Genomic DNA, 19,100 nt, shown 5'->3' with positions numbered 1-19,100 from the left:
CATCCACTCGGTGCGCGAACTGGCCGAGATGATGCTCAAGATGGCTGCCGACTACCCCGAGTACGCCGAAGAAGCCCGCAAGACCAAGATCGTGGAAACGTCCTCCGGCGAGTTCTACGGCAAGGGCTACCAGGACGTACAGCACCGTGTGCCGAAGATCGACAACACGATGGAAGAACTGGGCTGGCAGCCGAAGCTGAACATGGAACAGGCGCTGCGCCGCATCTTCGAAGCCTACCGCGACAAGGTGGTGGAGGCGCGTACGCTGGTGACCGGCGGCAACTGATTCCGGCGGGGCGCCCCGGTTTGGGTAGACTATGCCTCGCGCGACGTTTCGCGCGCGAGGTGTCTACTCTCTGGAACGCGCCCCCATGCACGCCACCGGCAGGACCCTTTACCGTTTTTCCCTCTTTCCGCTAGCCTCGCTGCTGGCGATGCCGGCGGCCCTGGCCCAGACGGCCGAAGAAAAGACGCTGCCCGACGTGGTGGTCAGCGCCAGCCGCAGCGAACAGCGCCAGTTCGATGCCCCGGCCGCCGTCACCAGCATCGCCGTGGATCCCTTCACGGCGGCATCCCCGCTGGTCAATCTCTCCGAACTGACACTGACCGTCCCCGGCATTGCCGTGCGGGACCGCCAGAACTACGCCCAGGACCTCCAGATCGCCGTGCGCGGCTTTGGCAGCCGCTCGACCTTCGGGGTGCGCGGGGTGCGCCTGTTCATCGATGGCATTCCTGCCACCATGCCGGACGGTCAGGGGCAGGCTTCCACCTTCGACCTGGCCAACGCGAGCCGGGTGGAGGTGCTGCGCGGCCCGTTCGCCCAGATGTACGGCAACGCCTCGGGAGGCGTGGTGCAGGTGTTCACGCCCGATCCGCCCAAGGATGGCTTCACCGGGCGGGCCTCCACCGGCTTGGGCTCGGACGGGCAATGGCAGGCCGGCGTGGCGCTGGCCGGCGGCAATGACCGCCTCGGCGGCTCGCTGGACGCCTGGACCTACCAGACCGACGGCTACCGGGACCACAGCGCCGCGCGCCGCTACCAGCTCAACGCCAAGATCGTGGCCCAACCGACCACGGCCACCAAGATCACTGGCCAGTTCAACTACTTCACCCAGCCGCTGGCCGAGGACCCGCTCGGGCTCACGCGCGCCCAGGCGGACGCCAACCCCCGGCAGGCCGTGCCGGCGGCGACCCAGTTCAATACGGGCAAGGATGTCGAGCAGACGCAGGCCGGCGTGGTGGTCGAACACCAACTGAGCGAGCGTGACAGCCTGAACTTCCGTCTCTACGGCGGCGGGCGGCAGCTGACCCAGCGGCTCGGCTTCAGCGGTGCGGCGCCCTCGTCGGCGGGCGGGATTGTCGATCTGGACCGCACCTACGGCGGCACGGCGCTGGCGTGGACGCACAAGACCACGGCCAACGGCCTGCCGCTGCAATGGACGGCCGGGATCGAGGCCAACGCCATGCGCGACGGCCGCCATGGCTACGTCAACGATAACGGCCAGCAGGGCGCGCTGCGCCGGGACGAGACCGACGAGGCGGCCGACTACGGCGCGTTCGCCCAGTTCAACTGGACCGTGCATCCCGCCTGGGAGCTGGTGGGCGGGCTGCGGGCGAGCATGGTGCGGCTGCGCATTGACGACCACTACGTCACGGCGGCCAGCCCCGACGACAGCGGCACCTCCACCTATCACAACGTCAGCCCGGTAGCCGGCGTGGTCTGGCACGCCCACGACACGCTCAATGTCTACGCCAACCTGGGCCGGGGCTTCGAGACCCCGACGCTGACCGAGGTGGCCTACGGCCCCGGCGGCGTGGGCGCCAACCTGGGCTTGCAGGCGTCCACCAGCCGGCAGGGCGAGATCGGCGTGAAATGGCAGGCGGCCGGCCAGAAGGTGGAGGCTGCGCTGTTCGATGCCGACAGCCACGACGAGGTGGTGCCGGTATCGAACAACGCCGGCCGCACGGTCTACCAGAACGTGAACGGCGTGCGCCGGCGCGGGCTGGAACTGGGCTGGCGCGGCACCTTCGGCCAGGCGCAGCAGTGGGGGGCGGGGCTCGGGTATACCTATTTGTCGGCCTACTTCGGGGAGGCATATCTCAACGCGCAGGGCCTGCAGGTGGCGGCCGGCAACCGGCTGCCCGGCACGGCGCGGCACAGCCTGGGCGCGGAGCTGACCTACCGGCCGCTGGCGCCGCTGATGCTGGGGGTGGAGGCGCGGGCGGACAGCCAGGTCTATGCGGACGATCTCAACACCCAGGCGGCGCCCGGCTACATGGTCTTCAACCTCAAGGCCGGCTACGAATTCAAGCTGGGCCGGACCCGGCTGTACCTGTTCGGGCGGATCGACAACCTGGCGGACCGGCACTACATCGGCTCGGTCATCGTCAACGAGGCCAACGGCCGGTACTTCGAGCCGGCGGCCGGGCGGCGCTTCTTCCTGGGGCTGCGCGCGTCGATGTAAACCTGGTTTTTCTCCCCTCTCCCGCCTGCGGGAGAGGGGCCGGGGGAGAGGGATTGAGCATGCGGCGCGATGTCACTTCGCAGAACCGCCCTCCCTCTCCCCCGCCCCTCTCCCAGTGGGAGAGGGGAGAAAAACCATGCGATCGGCTTGCCTCGGAGCAGCAAGCGCAGGGGCATGTCAGCCGCCGCCTGACTTGCCAGCGGCGCGTCTCCGGCCTAAGGTGGCGTCTTTGACTGGCATCCGTGGAGCCCCATGCCCCCCTCCATGCCCCAGGACCGCGACCTCCGCATCATGCTGTGGGTCGTGGCCGTTGGCTTTTTCATGCAGACGCTCGATTCGACCATCGTCAACACGGCGCTGCCGTCGATGGCGCACAGCCTGGGCGAAAGCCCGCTGCGCATGCAGTCGGTCGTTATCGCCTATTCCCTCACCATGGCGGTGGTCATTCCGGCCTCGGGCTGGCTGGCGGACCGCTTCGGCACGCGCACGATCTTCCAGACCGCCATCGGCCTGTTCGTGCTCGGCTCCCTGCTATGCGCCTGGGCGCCCACGCTGCCGGCACTGACTGCCGCGCGGGTGGTGCAGGGCGTGGGCGGCGCCATGCTGCTGCCGGTGGGGCGGCTCTCCGTGCTGCGCACCTTCCCGCGCGAGCAATACCTCCAGGCGCTCAGCTTCGTGGCCATTCCGGGCATGATCGGCCCGCTGATCGGCCCCACGCTGGGCGGCTGGCTGACGCAGACGCTGTCGTGGCACTGGATCTTCCTGATCAACGTGCCGGTGGGGATCATCGGCGCCATCGCCACGATCCGCTATATGCCGAACTCACGGCTGCCCGGCATGGGCGGCTTCGACGTAACCGGCTACCTGCTGCTGGCCGTGGCCATGGTGGCGCTGTCGTTTTCGCTGGACGGGCTGGCGGGCATGGGCTTCCAGCACGCCACGGTGCTGATGCTGCTGATTGGCAGCATGGCGGCGCTCACGGCCTACGTGCTGCACGCCAACAAGCGCCAGAACCCGTTGTTMTCGCTGAAGCTGTTCAAAATCCACGCGTTCAGCGTGGGGCTGCTCGGTAACCTGTTCGCGCGTATCGGCAACGGGGCGATGCCGTTCCTGATTCCGCTGATGCTCCAGGTGAGCATGGGCTACGCGCCGTTCGATGCCGGCCTGATGATGCTGCCGGTCACGGCCGCCGGCATGGCCTCCAAGCGGCTGGCGACGATGCTGATCGAGCGCCACGGCTACCGGCGCGTGCTGGTGGTCAACACCTTCGTGGTAGGGCTGACGATGGCGTCTTTCGCACTGATTTCGCCAACGCGCCCGCTGGCGCTGACGCTGGTGCAGCTGGCCATCTTCGGCATGGTCAACTCGATCCAGTTCACGGCCATGAACACCGTGGCACTGAAAGACCTGTCGGGAGCCAGTGCCAGCAGCGGCAATTCGATGCTGTCGATGGTGCAGATGCTGTCGATGAGCCTGGCGGTGACCTCGGCCGGCGCGCTGCTGGCCACGTTCCAGGCCGGCTTTGGCGCGAACGGTGCGCACCAGATGGAAGTGCTGCCAGCCTTCCACGCCACCTTCATCTGCGTGGGGCTGATTACCTCGGCATCCGCATGGATCTTCATGCAGCTCAGCCCGGAGCCGGCGCGCGATACGAAGGAAGAGGTGAAGCAGGCCGGGGAGATGTAGCCCCCCGGCCGGGGCGGGGCGAAGCTTACGCCGCGAGCAACTCGCAGAACCGTGMGATGTCGACGTTGCCGCCGCTGATGAGCACGCCCACGCGCTGGCCCTTGAGCTGGTCCTTCATCGCCAGCACGGCGGCCAGCCCGAGGCAGCCAGTGGGCTCCACCACCATCTTCATGCGCTCGGCGAAGAAGCGCATGGCGTCCACCAGTTGCGCGTCCGAGGCGGTGACGATGTCCGTGACGTCGCGGCGGATGATGCCGAAGGTGTACTCGCCCAGATGCTGGGTCTGCGCGCCATCGGCAATCGTCTTCGGGGTGTCGATGTTGACGATCTCGCCCTTGCGGAACGACTGCTGGCCGTCGTTGCCGGCCTCCGGCTCCACGCCGTAGAGCTTGCAGTCCGGCGCCAGCGCGCGCGTGGCCAGCGCGGTGCCGGAGAGCAGCCCGCCGCCGCCGAGCGGCGTGAACAGGGCGTCCAGCGGGCCGACTTCCTCGAACAGTTCCTTGGCGGCCGTGCCCTGGCCGGCCAGCACGTCGGGATGGTCGTACGGCGGAATCAGCGTCATGCCGTGCTCGGCGGCCAGCTTGCGGCCAATCGCCTCGCGGTCTTCGGTGTAGCGGTCGTAGGTCACCACGTTGGCGCCGTAGCCCTTGGTGGCGGCTACCTTGGCGGCCGGGGCGTCGTGCGGCATGACGATGGTCGCCGGCATGCCGAGCAGTTTGGCCGAGAGGGCGATGCCCTGGGCATGGTTGCCGGACGAGAACGCCACCACGCCACCCTTGCGCTGCTCGGGCGAGAACTTCGACAAGGCGTTGAACGCGCCGCGGAACTTGAACGCGCCCATGCGCTGGAAGTTCTCGCACTTGATGAACACTTCCGCGCCGACGATGTCGTTGAGCGTGCGCGAGGTGTTCACGGGCGTGCGGTTGGCGTGGCCGTCCAGGCGCTGGGCGGCGGCTTGCACATCGGCGTAGGTGGGCAGTTGCAGGGTCGTCATGGCAGGGAAGGGTGCGAGGGGTGCGATGGAGGTGAAGGAGATTACCAGGGCCAGGCCAGGCGCTTGCCGGTGCCATCGGCCACGGCGCGCTCGTGCAGGAAGCGGGCGACGGTCAGGTCCTGGAGCGCCAGGCCGGTCATGTCGAAGACGGTGATGTCGGTGGAGGCACGGTCGAACATGGCGTTGCCGGTCAGCAGGTCGCCGATCTCGGTGCAGTCGACCTGGGCGGCCCACTGGCACTCGCCGATGCCGCGGGCCTGCTCGCGGTCGTCGGCAAAGACGCGCGCGCGGGCCAGCACGCCGTCCGGCAGTTCGCGCTTGCCGCGCGTATCGGCGCCCACGCAGTTCAGGTGGGTGCCGGGCTGCACGGCGTCGGCCTCGAACAGGGCGCCGCCGCCGGGTGTGGCGGTGATGACGACGTCACTCTTCGACACCGCCGCGCTGGCGTCCGTCGCCAGTTCAATCTGGCAGCGGTCGGAGAACGCCGCCTCGAACGCCGGATCGCGCTGGCGGCTGAAGGGGACGTAGGAAACATGGCACAGCGACGGCAGCAGGCGCAGCGCATAGGTCAGCTGCACGCGCGCCTGCACGCCAGTGCCGAACACGCAGACGCGCTCGCTGTTGGGTCGCGCCAGCAGTTGCAGGCCGATGCCGCCGGCCGCGCCGGTGCGCGCGGTGGTGATGGCGTTGCCGTCCAGCACGCAGAGCGGGCGGCCCGTGGCGGGGTCGATCAGCAGCACCGTGGCCTGATGCGGCTCGCCGCCCTGGGCGCGGTTGTCCGGCCAGAACCCGGCCGCCTTGAAGCCGAGCAGGTTCTGCTTCGGCACATCGCCGGCCTTGATGCCGAACACGCCGCCGGTGGCCAGTTTCTCGCGGATCAGCGGGAACACGCGGCCTTCGCGGTGGCTGTGCAGCACGAAGGCTTCGCGCACGGCAGCCAGCACATCGTCCGGTTGCAGGGCCGCTTCGACGTCGAATTTGTCGAGCAGCAGGAGTTGGGCCAGATGGGTGTCAGCGGGCATAGCTATAGACCGAGGCGCGCGACACGCCGAGATGTGCCGCGACGGTTTCCATGGCGCGCCGGACCTCCAACAGGCCCGACGCCTTGAGTTCATGCATCAGCGCGCGCCGGTCTTCGGTCTTCAGCGCACGGGGCGTGGTGGCCAGCCGGGCGGCAAAAGTGTCGATACGGGCACGCAGGGCATCGGTGCCGGCGGGGTCGAGTGACTCTTGCGGCCCCTCGACGGCAGTMTGGACGAATTGCCCCATCGCCATCTGCAGGCTGCGGAACAGMGTCAGGTCGACATTCATGCACAGTGCGGCGATATAACGCCCGTTGCTGTCCTTGACGCCCAYCGAGGTGCTCTTGGCCTGCCGCCCATCCGCGAACTGGTTCGGATAATTGGCGATGATCTGAGGGTAGTCCGGATCGGTGATGCGGGCCTGGCCCAACTCGGTGGTGGGGTCGCCCACGGCGCGGCCGGACAGGTTGTTGTGGATGGCGAGGATCGACTGCTCGGGCTCGAGCAGGTCGTGGACCACGACCTCGCAGAACGGCGCGAGCGTCTGCCCGAGGCCATCGGCAATCTGCTTGATCTGGTCGAGCAACTGGCGCTGCTCCGGCGTGCGGGTCTTCATGCTGGACATTTTGTCCAGCAGTAGATGAAATGTCAAGATACAGGAACTGCCCGCTCACGCCGCGTGCGCATCGCGGCGTGAGCCTTTCAAGACCCCGGCAGGCTAGCGCGTGCCGGCGCTGCAGCAGTAGGCCAGCAGGAAGGTGTGGGTGCCCGGGAGATTGCCCACGATGCGGCGCATGTCCCCGTTCAGCTTGGCCATGGCTGCCGTTACGCGGTCGGGGCCGGGCAGGTTGCCGTTATTGAAGTCATGCACGGCGAGGGCGACGGGTTTCTGGTCCTTGGTCTTGGGCGACGCAAGGCCGCGGTCCTCCTCCGCGAACTTCTCTTCGCGCTGTGCCACGGCGCCGATCTTCCCCTCGCAGTAGCCGTGGGTGCCGGACATGACGTGAATCGTGTGGCCGCTGCCGGTCAGGCCGCTGGCGATGGTATTGAGTGCCGCCGCCACGTCGTCGACGTCGGACGGATCGTGAAATCCCCAGATCTGCACGGCGGTGGGGGTCTTGGCGGTGATGTTGACGAGCGTTGCCATGGTGTTTCTCCTTGGAAAACTTCAGGTTTCTGCGATGGAGGGGGAAGTCAGACTTCCCGCGCGTGGGTCTGCCCCGGCCAGACGCCAGTCATCTCGATGGCGCGACGCCCCGTCAGCCATTGCCCAAGCGGGCTGGGCCAGTTGAAGGCGTAGTGGTCGCTGTTCATGACCCCCTGGAATTTCACGTCCACGCGGATATTCGTCGCGCTAAGCGGGATGTTGCTCACGGTCTTGGAAATGCCGCCGCTCAGCGAGAACTCGTCGTGTTGCCGCCCCGCCGGCGAGTCGTAGCCGATCTGGATGTGGGTCACGTAGGTGCACCCGGGCTTGTTGTCGAAGACCACCTCGAAGGCGCCGAGCCGGTTGATCCAGTTCGGGATCAGCAGCGGCCCGTCGAACGAGGCGAAGGTGTAGGCGATCGGAATCGGGGAGGGCGCGAGCTGATCCGACTGGTAAGGCCAGAGATGCTGATCCACGCTCTTGTTCTGGCGGGTGGAGACGAACGAGCCCTTGCCATTGGCGCCGCCCAGCATCTCCTGCACGGCACCGGCGGAGCCGGTCAGCGAGAAGGAAGAGCTGTTGTCCTGGGAACCCACGTTCAGCCCGCTGTGCGCGTAGACGGCGCTGGTGACCACGCCGAATCCCTGCGCAATCTGCCCGTTCGACCCCATGCTGACCGACTGCGCCTGGTCGTACAGCCACTTGTAGGTGTCCGACTTGCCAAGCGTGGTCAGGTCGCTGATGAACGTTTCCGACGCGATGCCGAACTCGGACGCGATCGACCCCACCGACGAGAAATCCCACTTCACCTCGACGCCAGCCGTCACCTTGACGCCGGTATCCGGGTCGGTGGCGGAGCCGTCCAGGTTGACGTTGGATTCGCTGCGCTGCACGTTGCTGGACGACAGCTTCCACTGGTTGGGAATGCCGCGCGTGCTCAGCGTGAGCCCCGGAGTCTCTTCCTTGACCAGCGTGAAATCGCCGGTGTCCGGCGACACAAAGCCCACGGCGCCCGGTTTGATATTGGGCGTCAGGGTCCAGTTACCCCAGTATGCGGGGCGCCCGTTGCGTATCAAGTCCGTGAAAGATCGATTCCAATTCATGGTGTTACCCCTTATTAAGTTGTTGGCATTTTGCGGATGTCGCGATTTCGCTTGGTGACGTATCGCATAACCAGTGTTGATGCCGCGGAGGGGTATTCGCCATTACTCAGAATGCGTATTCGGCGGGTTGGAATCAACGGGAATTCTGATTTGTCTGGAAATCGTCATGAGATCCGCCAGGGTTTGCAGCCCGGTTTTGGCGCGGATGTTTTCCAGATGTTTGCTGACGGTGCGGGGACTGATGCTGAGATGCCTGCCGATTTCCTTGGCCGTCAGGCCCAGGCTCAGTTTCTGCAAGACGTCCTTTTCACGCTGGCTTAATGTGTCCGGCTGAAGAATCGGGATGGGCGCGTGGGTCGCCGTATTGGCGTGCGCGGTGGCAAAGGCAACCAGCTGCGACGTGGAATGAATGTCGAGTTTTGCGGAGATATTGGTGCGGTGCTTGCGGGCCGTGAATTCGGTAACGCCCAGATACCTGGCGATATCACTGGTGCTCATMCCCTTGGCGATCAAGGCGAGCACCTGGGATTCCCGGGTGGTCAACCTTGATGACGACAAGCATGCCCATTATTATTTTTGCGGGCGAATGACGGAGCGTCACCTCGCTACGGTGCAATCAGGTCATCGTAGGTGAAATGAATGAACTGTTTGTGGGAATTATTTAATATCAGAGATAAGGGTGCCTAATATCTCCTCTCGCCCGATAGCGGAAGAGAGGAGAAAGGCACGCTTTTAAGCCGCTTCGGCCACCCGGATTTCGACCAGCAGCTTTTTCAGTTCCGGCACGCAGGAGCCGCAATTGCCGCCGGCCTTCACGCAGGCGGTGATTTCAGCCGGGGTCTTGAGGTCGTGCTTGCGCACGGCGTCGCAGATCGTGTTGCGGCCCACGCCGAAGCAGGAGCACACCGTGGGGCCGGCGTCGGCGCCTTTCTCCATCGGCTGGCCCAGCAGCAGGCCGATGCGGTCKGTGTCTTCCAGCCGCTCTTGTCCGAACAACTGCGACAGCCACGCGCGCGAGGGCAGGTCCGGGCGCGTGGAGACGTACACGCAGGCCTCGATCCGGTCGTTGACCACATAGCCCGCGTGATAGACGCCAGCGGTGCGGTCCTCGTACTCGAGCCAGTCGGCCTCGGGGTCCTGCACGCCCAGCAGCGCGCGGGCCCAGGCGGCGCGGTCGGGGATGGCCTCCCGGCCGGCGAATTCGTAGCGCTGGAACTGCTTGCCCTGGATGCGCGTCCAGTACGTCAGCGCATCGGCGGGCAGGGCGGCGCGGCTCAGCACGAAGCCGTGCCACGAGACGCGGAATTCCTCCACGCGCACCGGCGTGTGCTTGAACTCGGGCTCGCCCGAGACCGGATCGACCGCCGGATTGACCAGCGCGCCCACGCGGGCATCGGAACTGAACTGGCTGTTCCAGTGGATCGGCACGAACACGCTGCCACGCGGAATGCCGCCGCCATGGCGCACGCGGGCCACCATCGCGCCCCAGCGGCTGGTGATGCGTGCCAGCTTGCCTTCGCCCACGCCGCACAGCAGGGCGTCTTGCGGATGCATGTCGACGAAGGGCTCGGGCAGGTGGTCGGAGAGCCGCGCGGCCTTGCCGGTGCGGGTCATGGTGTGCCATTGGTCGCGCACCCGGCCGGTGTTCAGGATCAGCGGGAAGTCGTCGTCGGTGGCGTGGGCCGGCGCGCGCGGCGCGGTCGGCACGAAGCGGGCGCGGCCATCGGGATGGGCGTAGCGGCCGTCGGTGAACAGGCGCTGCGTGCCTTCGGTCAGGTCCGCACGTACGGGCCATTGCACCGGCGCGAGCGCGTCATAGTCGGCCTGGGCCAGCCCGGCCAGCCCGCTGATGTCGAACGCACGCGGTGCGTCGCGCTCGGTGGCGGTGTCGTTGCGCCACGCGCTCAGGCGGGCGTGTTCGTCGAAGATTTCATGCGGACCGGCGTAGTCGAAGCCGGCGAAGCCCATGCGGCGGGCCACGTCGCAGAGGATGTCCCAGTCGGCGCGGGCCTCGCCCGGCGCGGGCAGGAAGGCGCGCTGGCGCGAGATGCGGCGCTCGGTGTTGGTCACCGTGCCGTTCTTCTCGCCCCAGCCCAGCGCCGGCAGCAGGATGTGGGCGGCGTCGTTGGTGTCGGTGTGCGTGACGATGTCCGACGCCACCACCAGTTCGCACTTGGCCAGCGCGCGCCGCGCCTGATCGGCATCGGGCAGGCTCACCACGGGGTTGGTGGCAATGACCCAGACCGCCTTGACCCTGCCTTGCTCGATGGCGTCGAACAGGTCCACGGCCTTGAGGCCGGGCTGGTCAGCCATCGCCGGGGACTGCCAGAAGTCCTGCACGATGTCCCGGTGGACCGGGTTGGCCAGCTCCATATGGGCGGCCAGCATGTTCGCCAGCCCGCCGACTTCGCGCCCGCCCATCGCGTTGGGCTGGCCGGTCAGCGAGAACGGGCCCATGCCGGGGCGGCCAATGCGGCCGGTCAGCAGGTGGCAGTTGATGATGCTGTTGACCTTGTCCGTGCCGGACGAGGACTGGTTCACGCCCATCGAGAACGCGGTAATGACCTGCTCCGTGCTGGAGAACAGGTCGAAGAAGGCTTGCACGTCCGCCGGATCGAGCTTGCAGGCGCGCGCCACGGCGGCGACGCTGGTGTCGTCCGCTTCGGCGGCGGCCAGCGTGGCTTCCAGCCCGGCGGTGTGCGCGGCCACGAAGGCCGTGTCGGTCTTGCCGGCGCGGGCCAGATGGCTCAGCAGGCCGTTGAACAGCCGCACATCGGTGCCCGCGCGCAGCGGCAGGTGCAGGTCGGCCAGTTCACAGGTGGCGGTGCGGCGCGGATCGATCGCCACGATCTTCATCTCGGGCCGGGCTTCCTTGGCGCGCGTGAGCCGCTGGAACAGGATCGGGTGGCACCACGCGGTGTTCGAGCCCACCAGCACGACGAGATCGGCGGTCTCCAGGTCCTCGTAGCTGCACGGCACCAGGTCTTCGCCGAAGGCGCGCTTGTGGCCGGCCACGGCGGATGACATGCAGAGCCGCGAGTTGGTGTCGATATTGGCCGTGCCGATGAACCCCTTCATCAGCTTGTTGGCGATGTAGTAGTCCTCGGTCAGGATCTGGCCGGAGACGTAGAGCGCCACGGCGTCCGGGCCGTGCGCGGCGACGATGTCCGAGAAGCCCTTGGCGACCTTGTCGAGCGCCTCGTCCCAGGAGACGCGGCGCAGCGCGCCATCGGCCTCGCGCAGTTGGGGATGCAGCAGGCGGCCGTCCAGGTCGAGGGTTTCGCCGAGCGCCGAGCCCTTGACGCAGAGCCGGCCGAAGTTGGAGGCATGGTCCGCGTCGCCGCTGACTTCGACCTGGCCGTCCGCGCGCACGGTGGCGCGCACGCCGCAGCCCACGCCGCAATAGGGGCAGGTGGTGGCGGTTGTGGTGGTGGCGGTGGAGGAAACCACCGCAATATCGGACAGGTTCACAGCGATGTCTCTCTTTCGGTGGATGCCAGCCGGCAACGCCGGTGGCAACCCAGCCGGTAAATCAGGCGGCCAGGGCCTCGCACTGGGTCTTGCCGAACAGCAGGCGCTGGCGCAGGGCGCCAACCGGCTTGCCGCTCTGGATCAGGTCGAAGTACCACGGGCCGTCCTGCACGTCGCCGTATAGCACCGCGCCCACGAGCCGGCCGTCCTGCAGCACCAGCCGCTTGTAGACGCCGCGCCGGGGATCGCGCAGGACCAGATCCTCGCTGCCATCGGCGCCAATGAAATCGCCGGCCGAGTACAGGTCCACGCCGGTGACCTTGAGCTTGGTCGCCGTGGCCTGCTGCACGTAGCGGCGATGCCCGGCGCCGGCCAGGTGGGCCGCGCAGACGCGCGCCTGGTCCCAGATCGGCGCCACCAGCCCGAAGGTGGCCTGGCGATGCTGCACGCACTCGCCCACGGCGTAGATGCGCGGGTCGAAGGTCTGGAGCGTGTMGTCCACGACGATGGCGCGCTCGCAGCGCAGGCCGGCGCCGGCCGCCAGTTCGATATTGGGGCGCACGCCGGCGGTCATCACCACCAGGTCCGCCGGGATCTGGCTGCCGTCCTTGAACAGCACGCCGGTCACGCGGGTATCGCCCAGAATGCCGGCGGTCTGCGCGCCGAGCAGGAAGCGCAGGCCCTTGCGCTCCAGCGCCAGCTTCAGCAGCGCGGCGGCGGGTTTGTCGAGCTGGCGCTCCATCAGGCTGTCGGCGAGGTGGACCACGGTCACGTCCATGCCCTGGCGCAGCAGGCCGTTGGCGGCCTCGAGCCCGAGCAGGCCGCCGCCGATCACCACCGCGTGACGATGGTTGCGCGCGGCGTGGAGCATGGTTTCCACGTCCTGGATGTCGCGGAAGGCGATCACCCCGTCGAGCGTATGGCCCGGCACCGGCAGGATGAACGGCTTGGAGCCCGTGGCCAGCAGCAGGCGGTCGTAACGCACCTCCCGGCCGGAGGCCGAGCGCACCGTGCGGCGGGGGCGGTCGATGGCCTCTACGGGGTCGCCCGCCAGCAGCTCGATGCCATGCGCGGCATACCACTCGCGCGTGTTGAGCATGATGTCGTCGACGGTCTTCTCGCCGGCGAGCACCGGCGAGAGCAGGATGCGGTTGTAGTTGCCGTGCGGCTCGGCGCCGAACACCGTGATGTCATACAGGTCCGGCGCCAGCTTCAGCAGTTCCTCGACCGTGCGCATGCCGGCCATGCCGTTGCCGACGACAACCAGTCGGGGTTTGGCGTGGGGGGTGGCGGTGGGCGTCATGGGCGTCTCAGGTGGCTTGGGCGTGGGCGAGGGGCAATGCAGGAGGCGGGAGGCGGCTCAGGCCGCCATTTCTTCCTCGGTCTGGCGCGCGACTTCGCTGGCGGCTACCCAGACCTTGCCGTCGTACACCCGGGCCGCGTAGGCCGCCACCGAGTGCTCGGGGGCTTCCAGGCATTCGCCGGTACGCAGGTCGAAATGATGCTTGTAGATCGGCGAGGCCACCACGACGCGCTCGCCCAGGCTGCCCACCAGCCCGCGCGAGAGCACCGACGCCTGCGAGTTCGGATCGAAATTGTCGATGGCGAAGACCTCCTCGCCCCGGCCGATACGGAACACGGCCACCTGCTGGCCATCGACCAGTGCGCAGACACCAGTATTGGGCACGATGTCGCGCAAGGTGCAAATCGCGGTCCAGGTTTCCGGATGATGGGAATGATGCATCACGTTCTCCTTTTATCAGGCTGCTTTTGCGGGCACGGCAACCACGGGGATGTGGCTCAGGCGTGAACGCTGCAAGTTCCGTTCCTCGGGCGTGGCCGGGCGGACCTGGCCGCGCTCTTCCAGGAAGACGAGGTTGTCGTCGCGCAGGTCGCTGTTGACGAAGTGGCGGAAGCGCTTGCGGGTCTCGGGGTCCGTGACGGCCTTCTTCCACTCGTCCTCGTAGGTGTCCACCACGTGCTGCATCTCGGCCTCGAGTTCGGCGCCCACGCCCAGCTTGTCGTCGATCACCACCGACTTCAGGTAGTCCAGGCCGCCTTCGAGGTTGTCGCGCCAGGTGCTGGTGCGTTGCAGGCGGTCTGCCGTGCGGATGTAGAACATCAGGAAGCGGTCGATGTAGCGGATCAGCGTGTCGTGGTCCAGGTCGCCGGCCAGCAGTTCGGCGTGGCGCGGCTTCATGCCGCCGTTGCCGCAGACGTAGAGGTTCCAGCCGCGTTCCGTGGCGATAATGCCCACGTCCTTGCCCTGCGCCTCGGCACATTCGCGGGTGCAGCCGGACACGCCGAACTTGATCTTGTGCGGGGCGCGCAGGCCCTTGTAGCGGTTCTCGATCTCGATGGCGAGGCCGACCGAGTCATCCACGCCATAGCGGCACCACGTGGAGCCCACGCAGGACTTCACCGTGCGCAGCGACTTGCCGTACGCATGGCCCGACTCGAAACCGGCCGCGATCAGTTCCTCCCAGATCATCGGCAGTTCTTCCAGCCGCGCGCCGAACATGTCCACGCGCGCGCCGCCGGTGATCTTGGTGTAGAGGCCGTACTTCTTGGCCACCTGGCCGACCGCGATCAGGCCGTCGGGCGTCACTTCGCCGCCCGGCATGCGCGGCACCACGGAGTAGGTGCCGTCCTTCTGGATGTTGGCCAGGAAGTAGTCGTTGGAGTCCTGCAGGCTGGCGTGCTCTTCCTTGAGCACGAAGTCGTTCCAGCACGAGGCCAGGATGTTGGCGACGGTGGGCTTGCAGATGTCGCAGCCCAGGCCCTTGCCGTGCGCGGCCAGCAGGTCCTCGAAGGACTTGAAGTTGCCCACGCGCACGAGGTGGTACAGCTCCTGGCGGGAGTAGGGGAAGTGCTCGCAGACATGGTTGTTGACGGCCATGCCCTGCTTCTTCATTTCGGCCTTCATGATCTGCGTGACCAGCGGCACGCAGCCGCCGCACGCCGTGCCGGCCTTGGTGCAGGTCTTCAGCGCGCCGATGCTGGTGGCGCCATCGCCCACGGCGGCGCAGATCTGGCCCTTGCTGACGTTGTTGCACGAGCAGATCTGGGCGGTGTCCGGCAGCGCGTCGGCGCCCAGCGCCGGCTTGGCCTGGCCGTCCGAGGACGGCAGGATCAGGAATTCGGGCGACTCGGGCAGCTCGATGCGGTTCAGCATCATCTGCAGCAGGGTGCCGTATTCCTCCGCATCGCCGATCAGCACGCCGCCGAGCAGGTACTTGCCGCAGTCGGACACCACCAGCTTCTTGTAGATCTGCTTGCGCTCGTCGATGAACTGGTACGAGCGGCTGCCCGGCACGTTGCCGTGCGGGTCGCCGATGCTGGCCACGTCCACGCCCATCAGCTTGAGCTTGGTGCTCATGTCGGCGCCGGCGAACTCGGCGGCCTCGCCGCGCAGGTGGCGGGCGGCCACGCGGGCCATGTCGTAGCCGGGGGCCACCAGGCCGTAGATCTTGCCTTGCCACAGCGCGCACTCGCCAATCGCGTAGACGTGCGGGTCGGAGGTCAGGCAGTTGTTGTCGACGGCGATGCCGCCGCGCTCGCCCACGGCCAGGCCGCTCTCGCGCGCCAGTTCGTCACGCGGGCGGATGCCGGCCGAGAACACGATCATGTCGGTGTCCAGGTGCGTGCCGTCGGCAAAGTTCATGCGATGGGTGCCTTCCACGCCATCGACGATTTCCTTGGTGTTCTTGCCGGTGTGCGCCTTGACGCCCAGCTCCTCGATCTTCTGGCGCAGCATGCGGCCGCCGCTTTCGTCCACCTGCACGGCCATCAGGCGCGGGGCGAACTCCACCACGTGGGTCTCCAGGCCCATGTCGCGCAGCGCCTTGGCGCATTCCAGCCCGAGCAGGCCGCCGCCGATGACCACGCCGGTCTTGGCCCGGTTGCCGCATTCGCGCATCGCTTCCAGGTCTTCGATGGTGCGATAGACGAAGGTGTCCTTGCGGTCCTTGCCCGGCAGCGGCGGTACGAAGGGGTAGGAGCCAGTGGCCAGCACCAGCTTGTCGTAGGCCAGCGTTTCGCCGGTGGAGGTGGTGACGGTCTTCGCGGCGGTGTCGATGGCCGCCGCCTTGGCGTTCAGGCGCAGCAGCATGTTGTTGTGCTGCTCGAAGAAGCCGGCCGGCACCAGCGAGAGGTCTTCGGCGGACTTGCCGGCGAAGAATTCGGAGAGGTGGACGCGGTCGTACGCGGGGCGCGGCTCCTCGCACAGCACCGTCACTTCGAGGTCCTGCGCGCCGGCATCCGCCAGGCATTCCAGGAACTTGTGGCCGACCATGCCGTGCCCGACGATGATGATTTTCATGATGCTTTCCTTGTCCGGGGTTCTTCGTATGCGAATTCAGTTGGCCAGCGCGCTGTCGTACAGGGCCTGCTCCTGGGCCTTGTGCTCGGCGCTGAAGCGCACGGCGATGGCGCACACGGCGGCGATCGTGGCGGCCACGCCGAGGTAGGTCAGGGTCTGCTGCAGGTCGCCCAGGCCCTTCATCAGGAAGCCGGCTGCCACCGCGCCCACGTTGCCGCCGGCGCCGATGATGCCGGCCACGCCGCCCAGCGCCTTGCGATCGATAAACGGCACCAGCGCGTACGTGGCGCCGCAGGCCATGTGGGTGAACAGGCCGAAGATCAGCATGGCCACCACGGCCAGCGTGACGCTGGATGCCTGCGCGAACCACAGCAGGCCCAGCCCTTCGCCGAGGATGAAGACGAACAGCACCATCGAGCGGGCGTCCAGGCCGCGGCGGCGGGCGAAGCGGTCCGACACATAGCCGCCCAGCGCCCGGGCGAACAGCGCCAGCAGGCCGAAGCTCGCGGCGGCCATGCCGGCGGCCGACAGCGACAGGCCGAAGTGGTCCACGTAGAAGGTGGCGGCCACGTTGTGGATGAAGATCTCCACGCCGAAGCAGGCGCCGTAGGTGATGAACAGCAGCCAGACGCGGTAGTTGGCGCTGGCCGCCTTGAAGCTGGCCCAGCCGCCGCCGCCTTTTCCACCTTTAGCGCCGCTGACCGCCACGCCGCGTGCGCGCAGGTCCGAGTAGTTGCCTTCCGGGCAGTCCTGCGTGAACTTCCAGTACACGACGGCCATGATCAGCATCAGCACGCCGGGCACCACCAGCGCCAGGCGCCAGCCGAGCGTGTGGTCCACGCCAATCATCAGGATCGCGCCAAGCAGCAGCGGCATGGCCGCCTGCGCCGCGCCGCCGCCGGCATTGCCCCAGCCGGCCGAGGCCGCGTTGGCCGTGCCCACCACGTTTGGCGCGAACATCACCGAGGTGTGGTACTGCGTGATGACGAAGCTCGCGCCCACAGCGCCGATCAGCAGGCGGAAGAACAGGAAGGTCTCGTAGTTCTGCGCCAGCGCCACGCCGAGCACCGGCAGCGCGCCGATGGCCAGCAGGCCGGTGTAGGTCTTGCGCGGGCCGAAGCGGTCGCACAGCGGGCCGATGATCAGGCGCACGATGATGGTCACCGCCACGGCGGCGATATTGATATTGGCGATCTGGCCCGGCGTGAGGCCGAACTCGCCCTTGAGCACCGGCATCAGCGGTGCGCAGGCAAACCACGCGAAGAAGCAGACGAAGAACGCCATCCAGGTCAGGTGGAAGGCGCGCATCTGCGGAGTCTTGAGACTCAGCAGGTCGATCCGGGTGGCTTTACCGTTCATGCTTGGGCTCCAAAAACAAATGGCGTCCCGAGAGGCTGGCAAGAAGCCAGTTCTGGGGACGCCGTTGTCCTGACGCTCGGCTACATGAAATAGCCGGCGTTTGATGTGGGGTGGGCAGGTCGCCGTTGACCGGCCCGTGCTCTTTATCGCAAGCGGTGTGCCAGCCGGGATTGGGACGTATCAGGCGCGTGGAAAGCCGGTTTTCGGACGAAAAGCGGTGATTGATGCACGTTTATGCATCATGGTGCGGCGCCAGCATGGGGCGTGGGCACGGGGATGGTGCAGTGCAATGATTCCGCACGGTGCGCGCGGGGAGGGCGCAACCGGGAGTGGGGAAGGCGGTCAGCCCCGGTTGCGGGTGTCTGGCGTGACGGCGTAGGGGGAGAGCAACTGCATGTCGTTCGGCGCGACCTGGGCCCCCGATTCGTCGATCAGTGCGGCGCGGATCTTGAGGCCGGACAGCTTCGAGCGAACCTCCGCCGGCCCCTGGCCGCTGGGCGCGAGGTGATCGTCGCCCCATTGCATCAGGCCGACCAGCACCGGCAGCAGGTCCACGGCGGCGCGCGTCGGGTGGTACTGGAAGCGTTCGCGCTCGCCCGGTTCCTTATAGCTGACCMGGCGCAGCAGGCCGGCTTCAGTCAGGGTCTTGAGCCGCGCGGACAGCACGGCCGGCGAGCACTGCAGGCGCTGGAGGAAATCGTCGAACCGTCGCACCCCGGAAAACACATCGCGCAAGATAAGCATCGTCCACTTTTCCCCGATCAGGGAAAGGGTGGCGGCGATGGAGCAAGGCAGCAGGGCGGGATGGGTAGGCTCGGTCATGGTGAATCCAGCATAGCACCCTAACTACGTTTGCAAAAGTCAGGGTATCGCCTATACTCCTGGCTACATAAAACGTAGTCAGGAGCGCGTCATGAAGTGGATGAACGAGCAGCGCGACGCGCAAGCGACCATCAGTGAAGAAAGCTGGACCGTGCGGGGCGGTGTGCAGGTCACGCTGCGCACCGCCCGGGCGTCCGATCACGGGCGTCTGCGCACGTTTGTGGATGGTTTATCGCGCGAAAGCCGCTATTACCGCTTCCTGACCGGCGGCCCGGTGGCGAATGAGACGCTCGCGCAGTTCGTGAGTCGCCAGAACCATGATGTGGCGCTGGTCGTCACCTTCGGCGAGGTCATCGTCGCCAATGCCGAATATGTGGTGAATGAAGAGGGGCAGGCCGAACTGGCCGTGGTGGTGGCGGACAACTGGCAGGGCCAGGGACTGGGCCGGCGCCTGATCCAGCGGCTCCAGCAACTGGCCCGCGCCGCCAGCCTGCGCGGCATGCGGGGCGACGTACTCAGCGAAAACCGCCGCATGCTGGCCATCATGCGCGATTGCGGCTTTGCCACGCGGCGCAATCCCGAGGACAGCCTGCTCCACGAAGTGACTCTGACGCTGGCCGAACCGCGCAAGGCCCCGGCCCCTTCGGCCGAATGGCTCCCGCGCGACTGGTTCGCCGCTAACTAAGTCAGGTGGTAAGTCAGGTGGTAAG

Annotated in this window: 15 protein-coding genes and 1 pseudogene; 4 read left to right on the top strand and 12 right to left on the bottom strand. The window is 67.2% G+C overall.

Going from position 1 to position 19,100, the window contains the following annotated elements:
- The 3 genes and pseudogenes from AC1EJR_RS26275 to mdtD form a co-directional block, all read left to right on the top strand.
- Positions 1–286: pseudogene (locus tag AC1EJR_RS26275) on the top strand (bifunctional UDP-4-keto-pentose/UDP-xylose synthase); the annotation flags it as partial.
- Positions 287–371: 85 nt separating this feature from the next.
- Positions 372–2,465: a TonB-dependent receptor family protein gene (locus tag AC1EJR_RS26270; RefSeq protein WP_369823547.1), complete on the top strand. Its 2,094-nt coding sequence runs from the start codon at positions 372–374 to the stop codon at positions 2,463–2,465.
- A gap of 252 nt (positions 2,466–2,717) precedes the next feature.
- Positions 2,718–4,151, top strand: coding sequence for a multidrug transporter subunit MdtD (mdtD, locus tag AC1EJR_RS26265; protein ID WP_477147796.1), 1,434 nt, complete (start codon positions 2,718–2,720; stop codon positions 4,149–4,151).
- A 25-nt stretch (positions 4,152–4,176) separates the two neighbouring features.
- On the opposite strand, the gene AC1EJR_RS26260 is transcribed toward mdtD, so the two are convergent.
- The 12 genes from AC1EJR_RS26260 to AC1EJR_RS26205 form a co-directional block, all read right to left on the bottom strand.
- Positions 4,177–5,145 carry a threo-3-hydroxy-L-aspartate ammonia-lyase gene (locus tag AC1EJR_RS26260; protein ID WP_477147795.1) on the bottom strand — a complete coding sequence of 323 codons (969 nt, stop codon included), beginning with the start codon at positions 5,143–5,145 and terminating at the stop codon, positions 4,177–4,179.
- Between the two features lie 41 nt (positions 5,146–5,186).
- Complete coding sequence (locus AC1EJR_RS26255) at positions 5,187–6,167, bottom strand: ornithine cyclodeaminase family protein (protein ID WP_092301805.1); 981 nt, start codon at positions 6,165–6,167, stop codon at positions 5,187–5,189.
- A complete protein-coding gene (locus AC1EJR_RS26250) occupies positions 6,157–6,783 on the bottom strand; it encodes a helix-turn-helix transcriptional regulator (protein ID WP_477147794.1) in 627 nt (208 codons plus the stop codon). The genes AC1EJR_RS26255 and AC1EJR_RS26250 overlap by 11 nt, the downstream gene beginning before the upstream one ends.
- 102 nt (positions 6,784–6,885) lie before the next feature.
- Positions 6,886–7,314, bottom strand: a complete 429-nt coding sequence (locus AC1EJR_RS26245; RefSeq protein ID WP_477113893.1) for a hypothetical protein — start codon at positions 7,312–7,314, stop codon at positions 6,886–6,888.
- 47 nt (positions 7,315–7,361) lie between these two features.
- Positions 7,362–8,417, bottom strand: coding sequence for a hypothetical protein (locus tag AC1EJR_RS26240; protein ID WP_092301811.1), 1,056 nt, complete (start codon positions 8,415–8,417; stop codon positions 7,362–7,364).
- A gap of 102 nt (positions 8,418–8,519) precedes the next feature.
- Positions 8,520–8,960 carry a response regulator transcription factor gene (locus AC1EJR_RS26235; RefSeq protein ID WP_255371007.1) on the bottom strand — a complete coding sequence of 147 codons (441 nt, stop codon included), beginning with the start codon at positions 8,958–8,960 and terminating at the stop codon, positions 8,520–8,522.
- A gap of 189 nt (positions 8,961–9,149) precedes the next feature.
- Positions 9,150–11,888 (bottom strand): molybdopterin-dependent oxidoreductase, encoded by a 2,739-nt coding sequence (locus tag AC1EJR_RS26230; RefSeq protein ID WP_477113892.1) that lies wholly within the window; start codon positions 11,886–11,888, stop codon positions 9,150–9,152.
- A gap of 61 nt (positions 11,889–11,949) precedes the next feature.
- Entirely contained in the window at positions 11,950–13,191 is a 1,242-nt protein-coding gene (locus tag AC1EJR_RS26225; protein ID WP_477147793.1) for an NAD(P)/FAD-dependent oxidoreductase, read from the bottom strand.
- A 57-nt stretch (positions 13,192–13,248) separates the two neighbouring features.
- The gene (nirD, locus tag AC1EJR_RS26220; RefSeq protein ID WP_092301825.1) at positions 13,249–13,632 is read right to left on the bottom strand and encodes a nitrite reductase small subunit NirD; all 384 of its coding nucleotides are present in this window, start codon (positions 13,630–13,632) and stop codon (positions 13,249–13,251) included.
- Between the two features lie 15 nt (positions 13,633–13,647).
- Entirely contained in the window at positions 13,648–16,209 is a 2,562-nt protein-coding gene (nirB, locus tag AC1EJR_RS26215) for a nitrite reductase large subunit NirB (RefSeq protein WP_441593755.1), read from the bottom strand.
- Between the two features lie 36 nt (positions 16,210–16,245).
- On the bottom strand, positions 16,246–17,568 hold the full coding sequence (locus AC1EJR_RS26210) for an MFS transporter (protein ID WP_092301832.1): 1,323 nt from the start codon (positions 17,566–17,568) through the stop codon (positions 16,246–16,248).
- Positions 17,569–17,910: 342 nt separating this feature from the next.
- On the bottom strand, positions 17,911–18,390 hold the full coding sequence (locus AC1EJR_RS26205; protein ID WP_477147792.1) for a winged helix-turn-helix transcriptional regulator: 480 nt from the start codon (positions 18,388–18,390) through the stop codon (positions 17,911–17,913).
- Positions 18,391–18,490: 100 nt separating this feature from the next.
- Here AC1EJR_RS26205 and AC1EJR_RS26200 point away from each other — a divergent pair, with 100 nt between their 5' ends.
- Positions 18,491–19,075, top strand: a complete 585-nt coding sequence (locus tag AC1EJR_RS26200; RefSeq protein WP_092301883.1) for a GNAT family N-acetyltransferase — start codon at positions 18,491–18,493, stop codon at positions 19,073–19,075.
- Positions 19,076–19,100: the final 25 nt, after the last annotated feature.

Source organism: Cupriavidus sp. 05T42 (assembly GCF_056396345.1).
This window is presented reverse-complemented; position numbering and strand designations above follow the sequence as displayed.

Excerpts from the sequence above, each read along its gene's own strand:
- AC1EJR_RS26255 (WP_092301805.1), bottom strand. The coding sequence starts at position 6,167 with ATGCCCGCTGACACCCATCTGGCCCAACTCCTGCTGCTCGACAAATTC.
- nirD (WP_092301825.1), bottom strand. The coding sequence starts at position 13,632 with ATGCATCATTCCCATCATCCGGAAACCTGGACCGCGATTTGCACCTTG.
- AC1EJR_RS26245 (WP_477113893.1), bottom strand. The coding sequence starts at position 7,314 with ATGGCAACGCTCGTCAACATCACCGCCAAGACCCCCACCGCCGTGCAG.
- AC1EJR_RS26200 (WP_092301883.1), top strand. The coding sequence starts at position 18,491 with ATGAACGAGCAGCGCGACGCGCAAGCGACCATCAGTGAAGAAAGCTGG.
- AC1EJR_RS26270 (WP_369823547.1), top strand. The coding sequence starts at position 372 with ATGCACGCCACCGGCAGGACCCTTTACCGTTTTTCCCTCTTTCCGCTA.
- AC1EJR_RS26240 (WP_092301811.1), bottom strand. The coding sequence starts at position 8,417 with ATGAATTGGAATCGATCTTTCACGGACTTGATACGCAACGGGCGCCCC.
- AC1EJR_RS26210 (WP_092301832.1), bottom strand. The coding sequence starts at position 17,568 with ATGAACGGTAAAGCCACCCGGATCGACCTGCTGAGTCTCAAGACTCCG.
- nirB (WP_441593755.1), bottom strand. The coding sequence starts at position 16,209 with ATGAAAATCATCATCGTCGGGCACGGCATGGTCGGCCACAAGTTCCTG.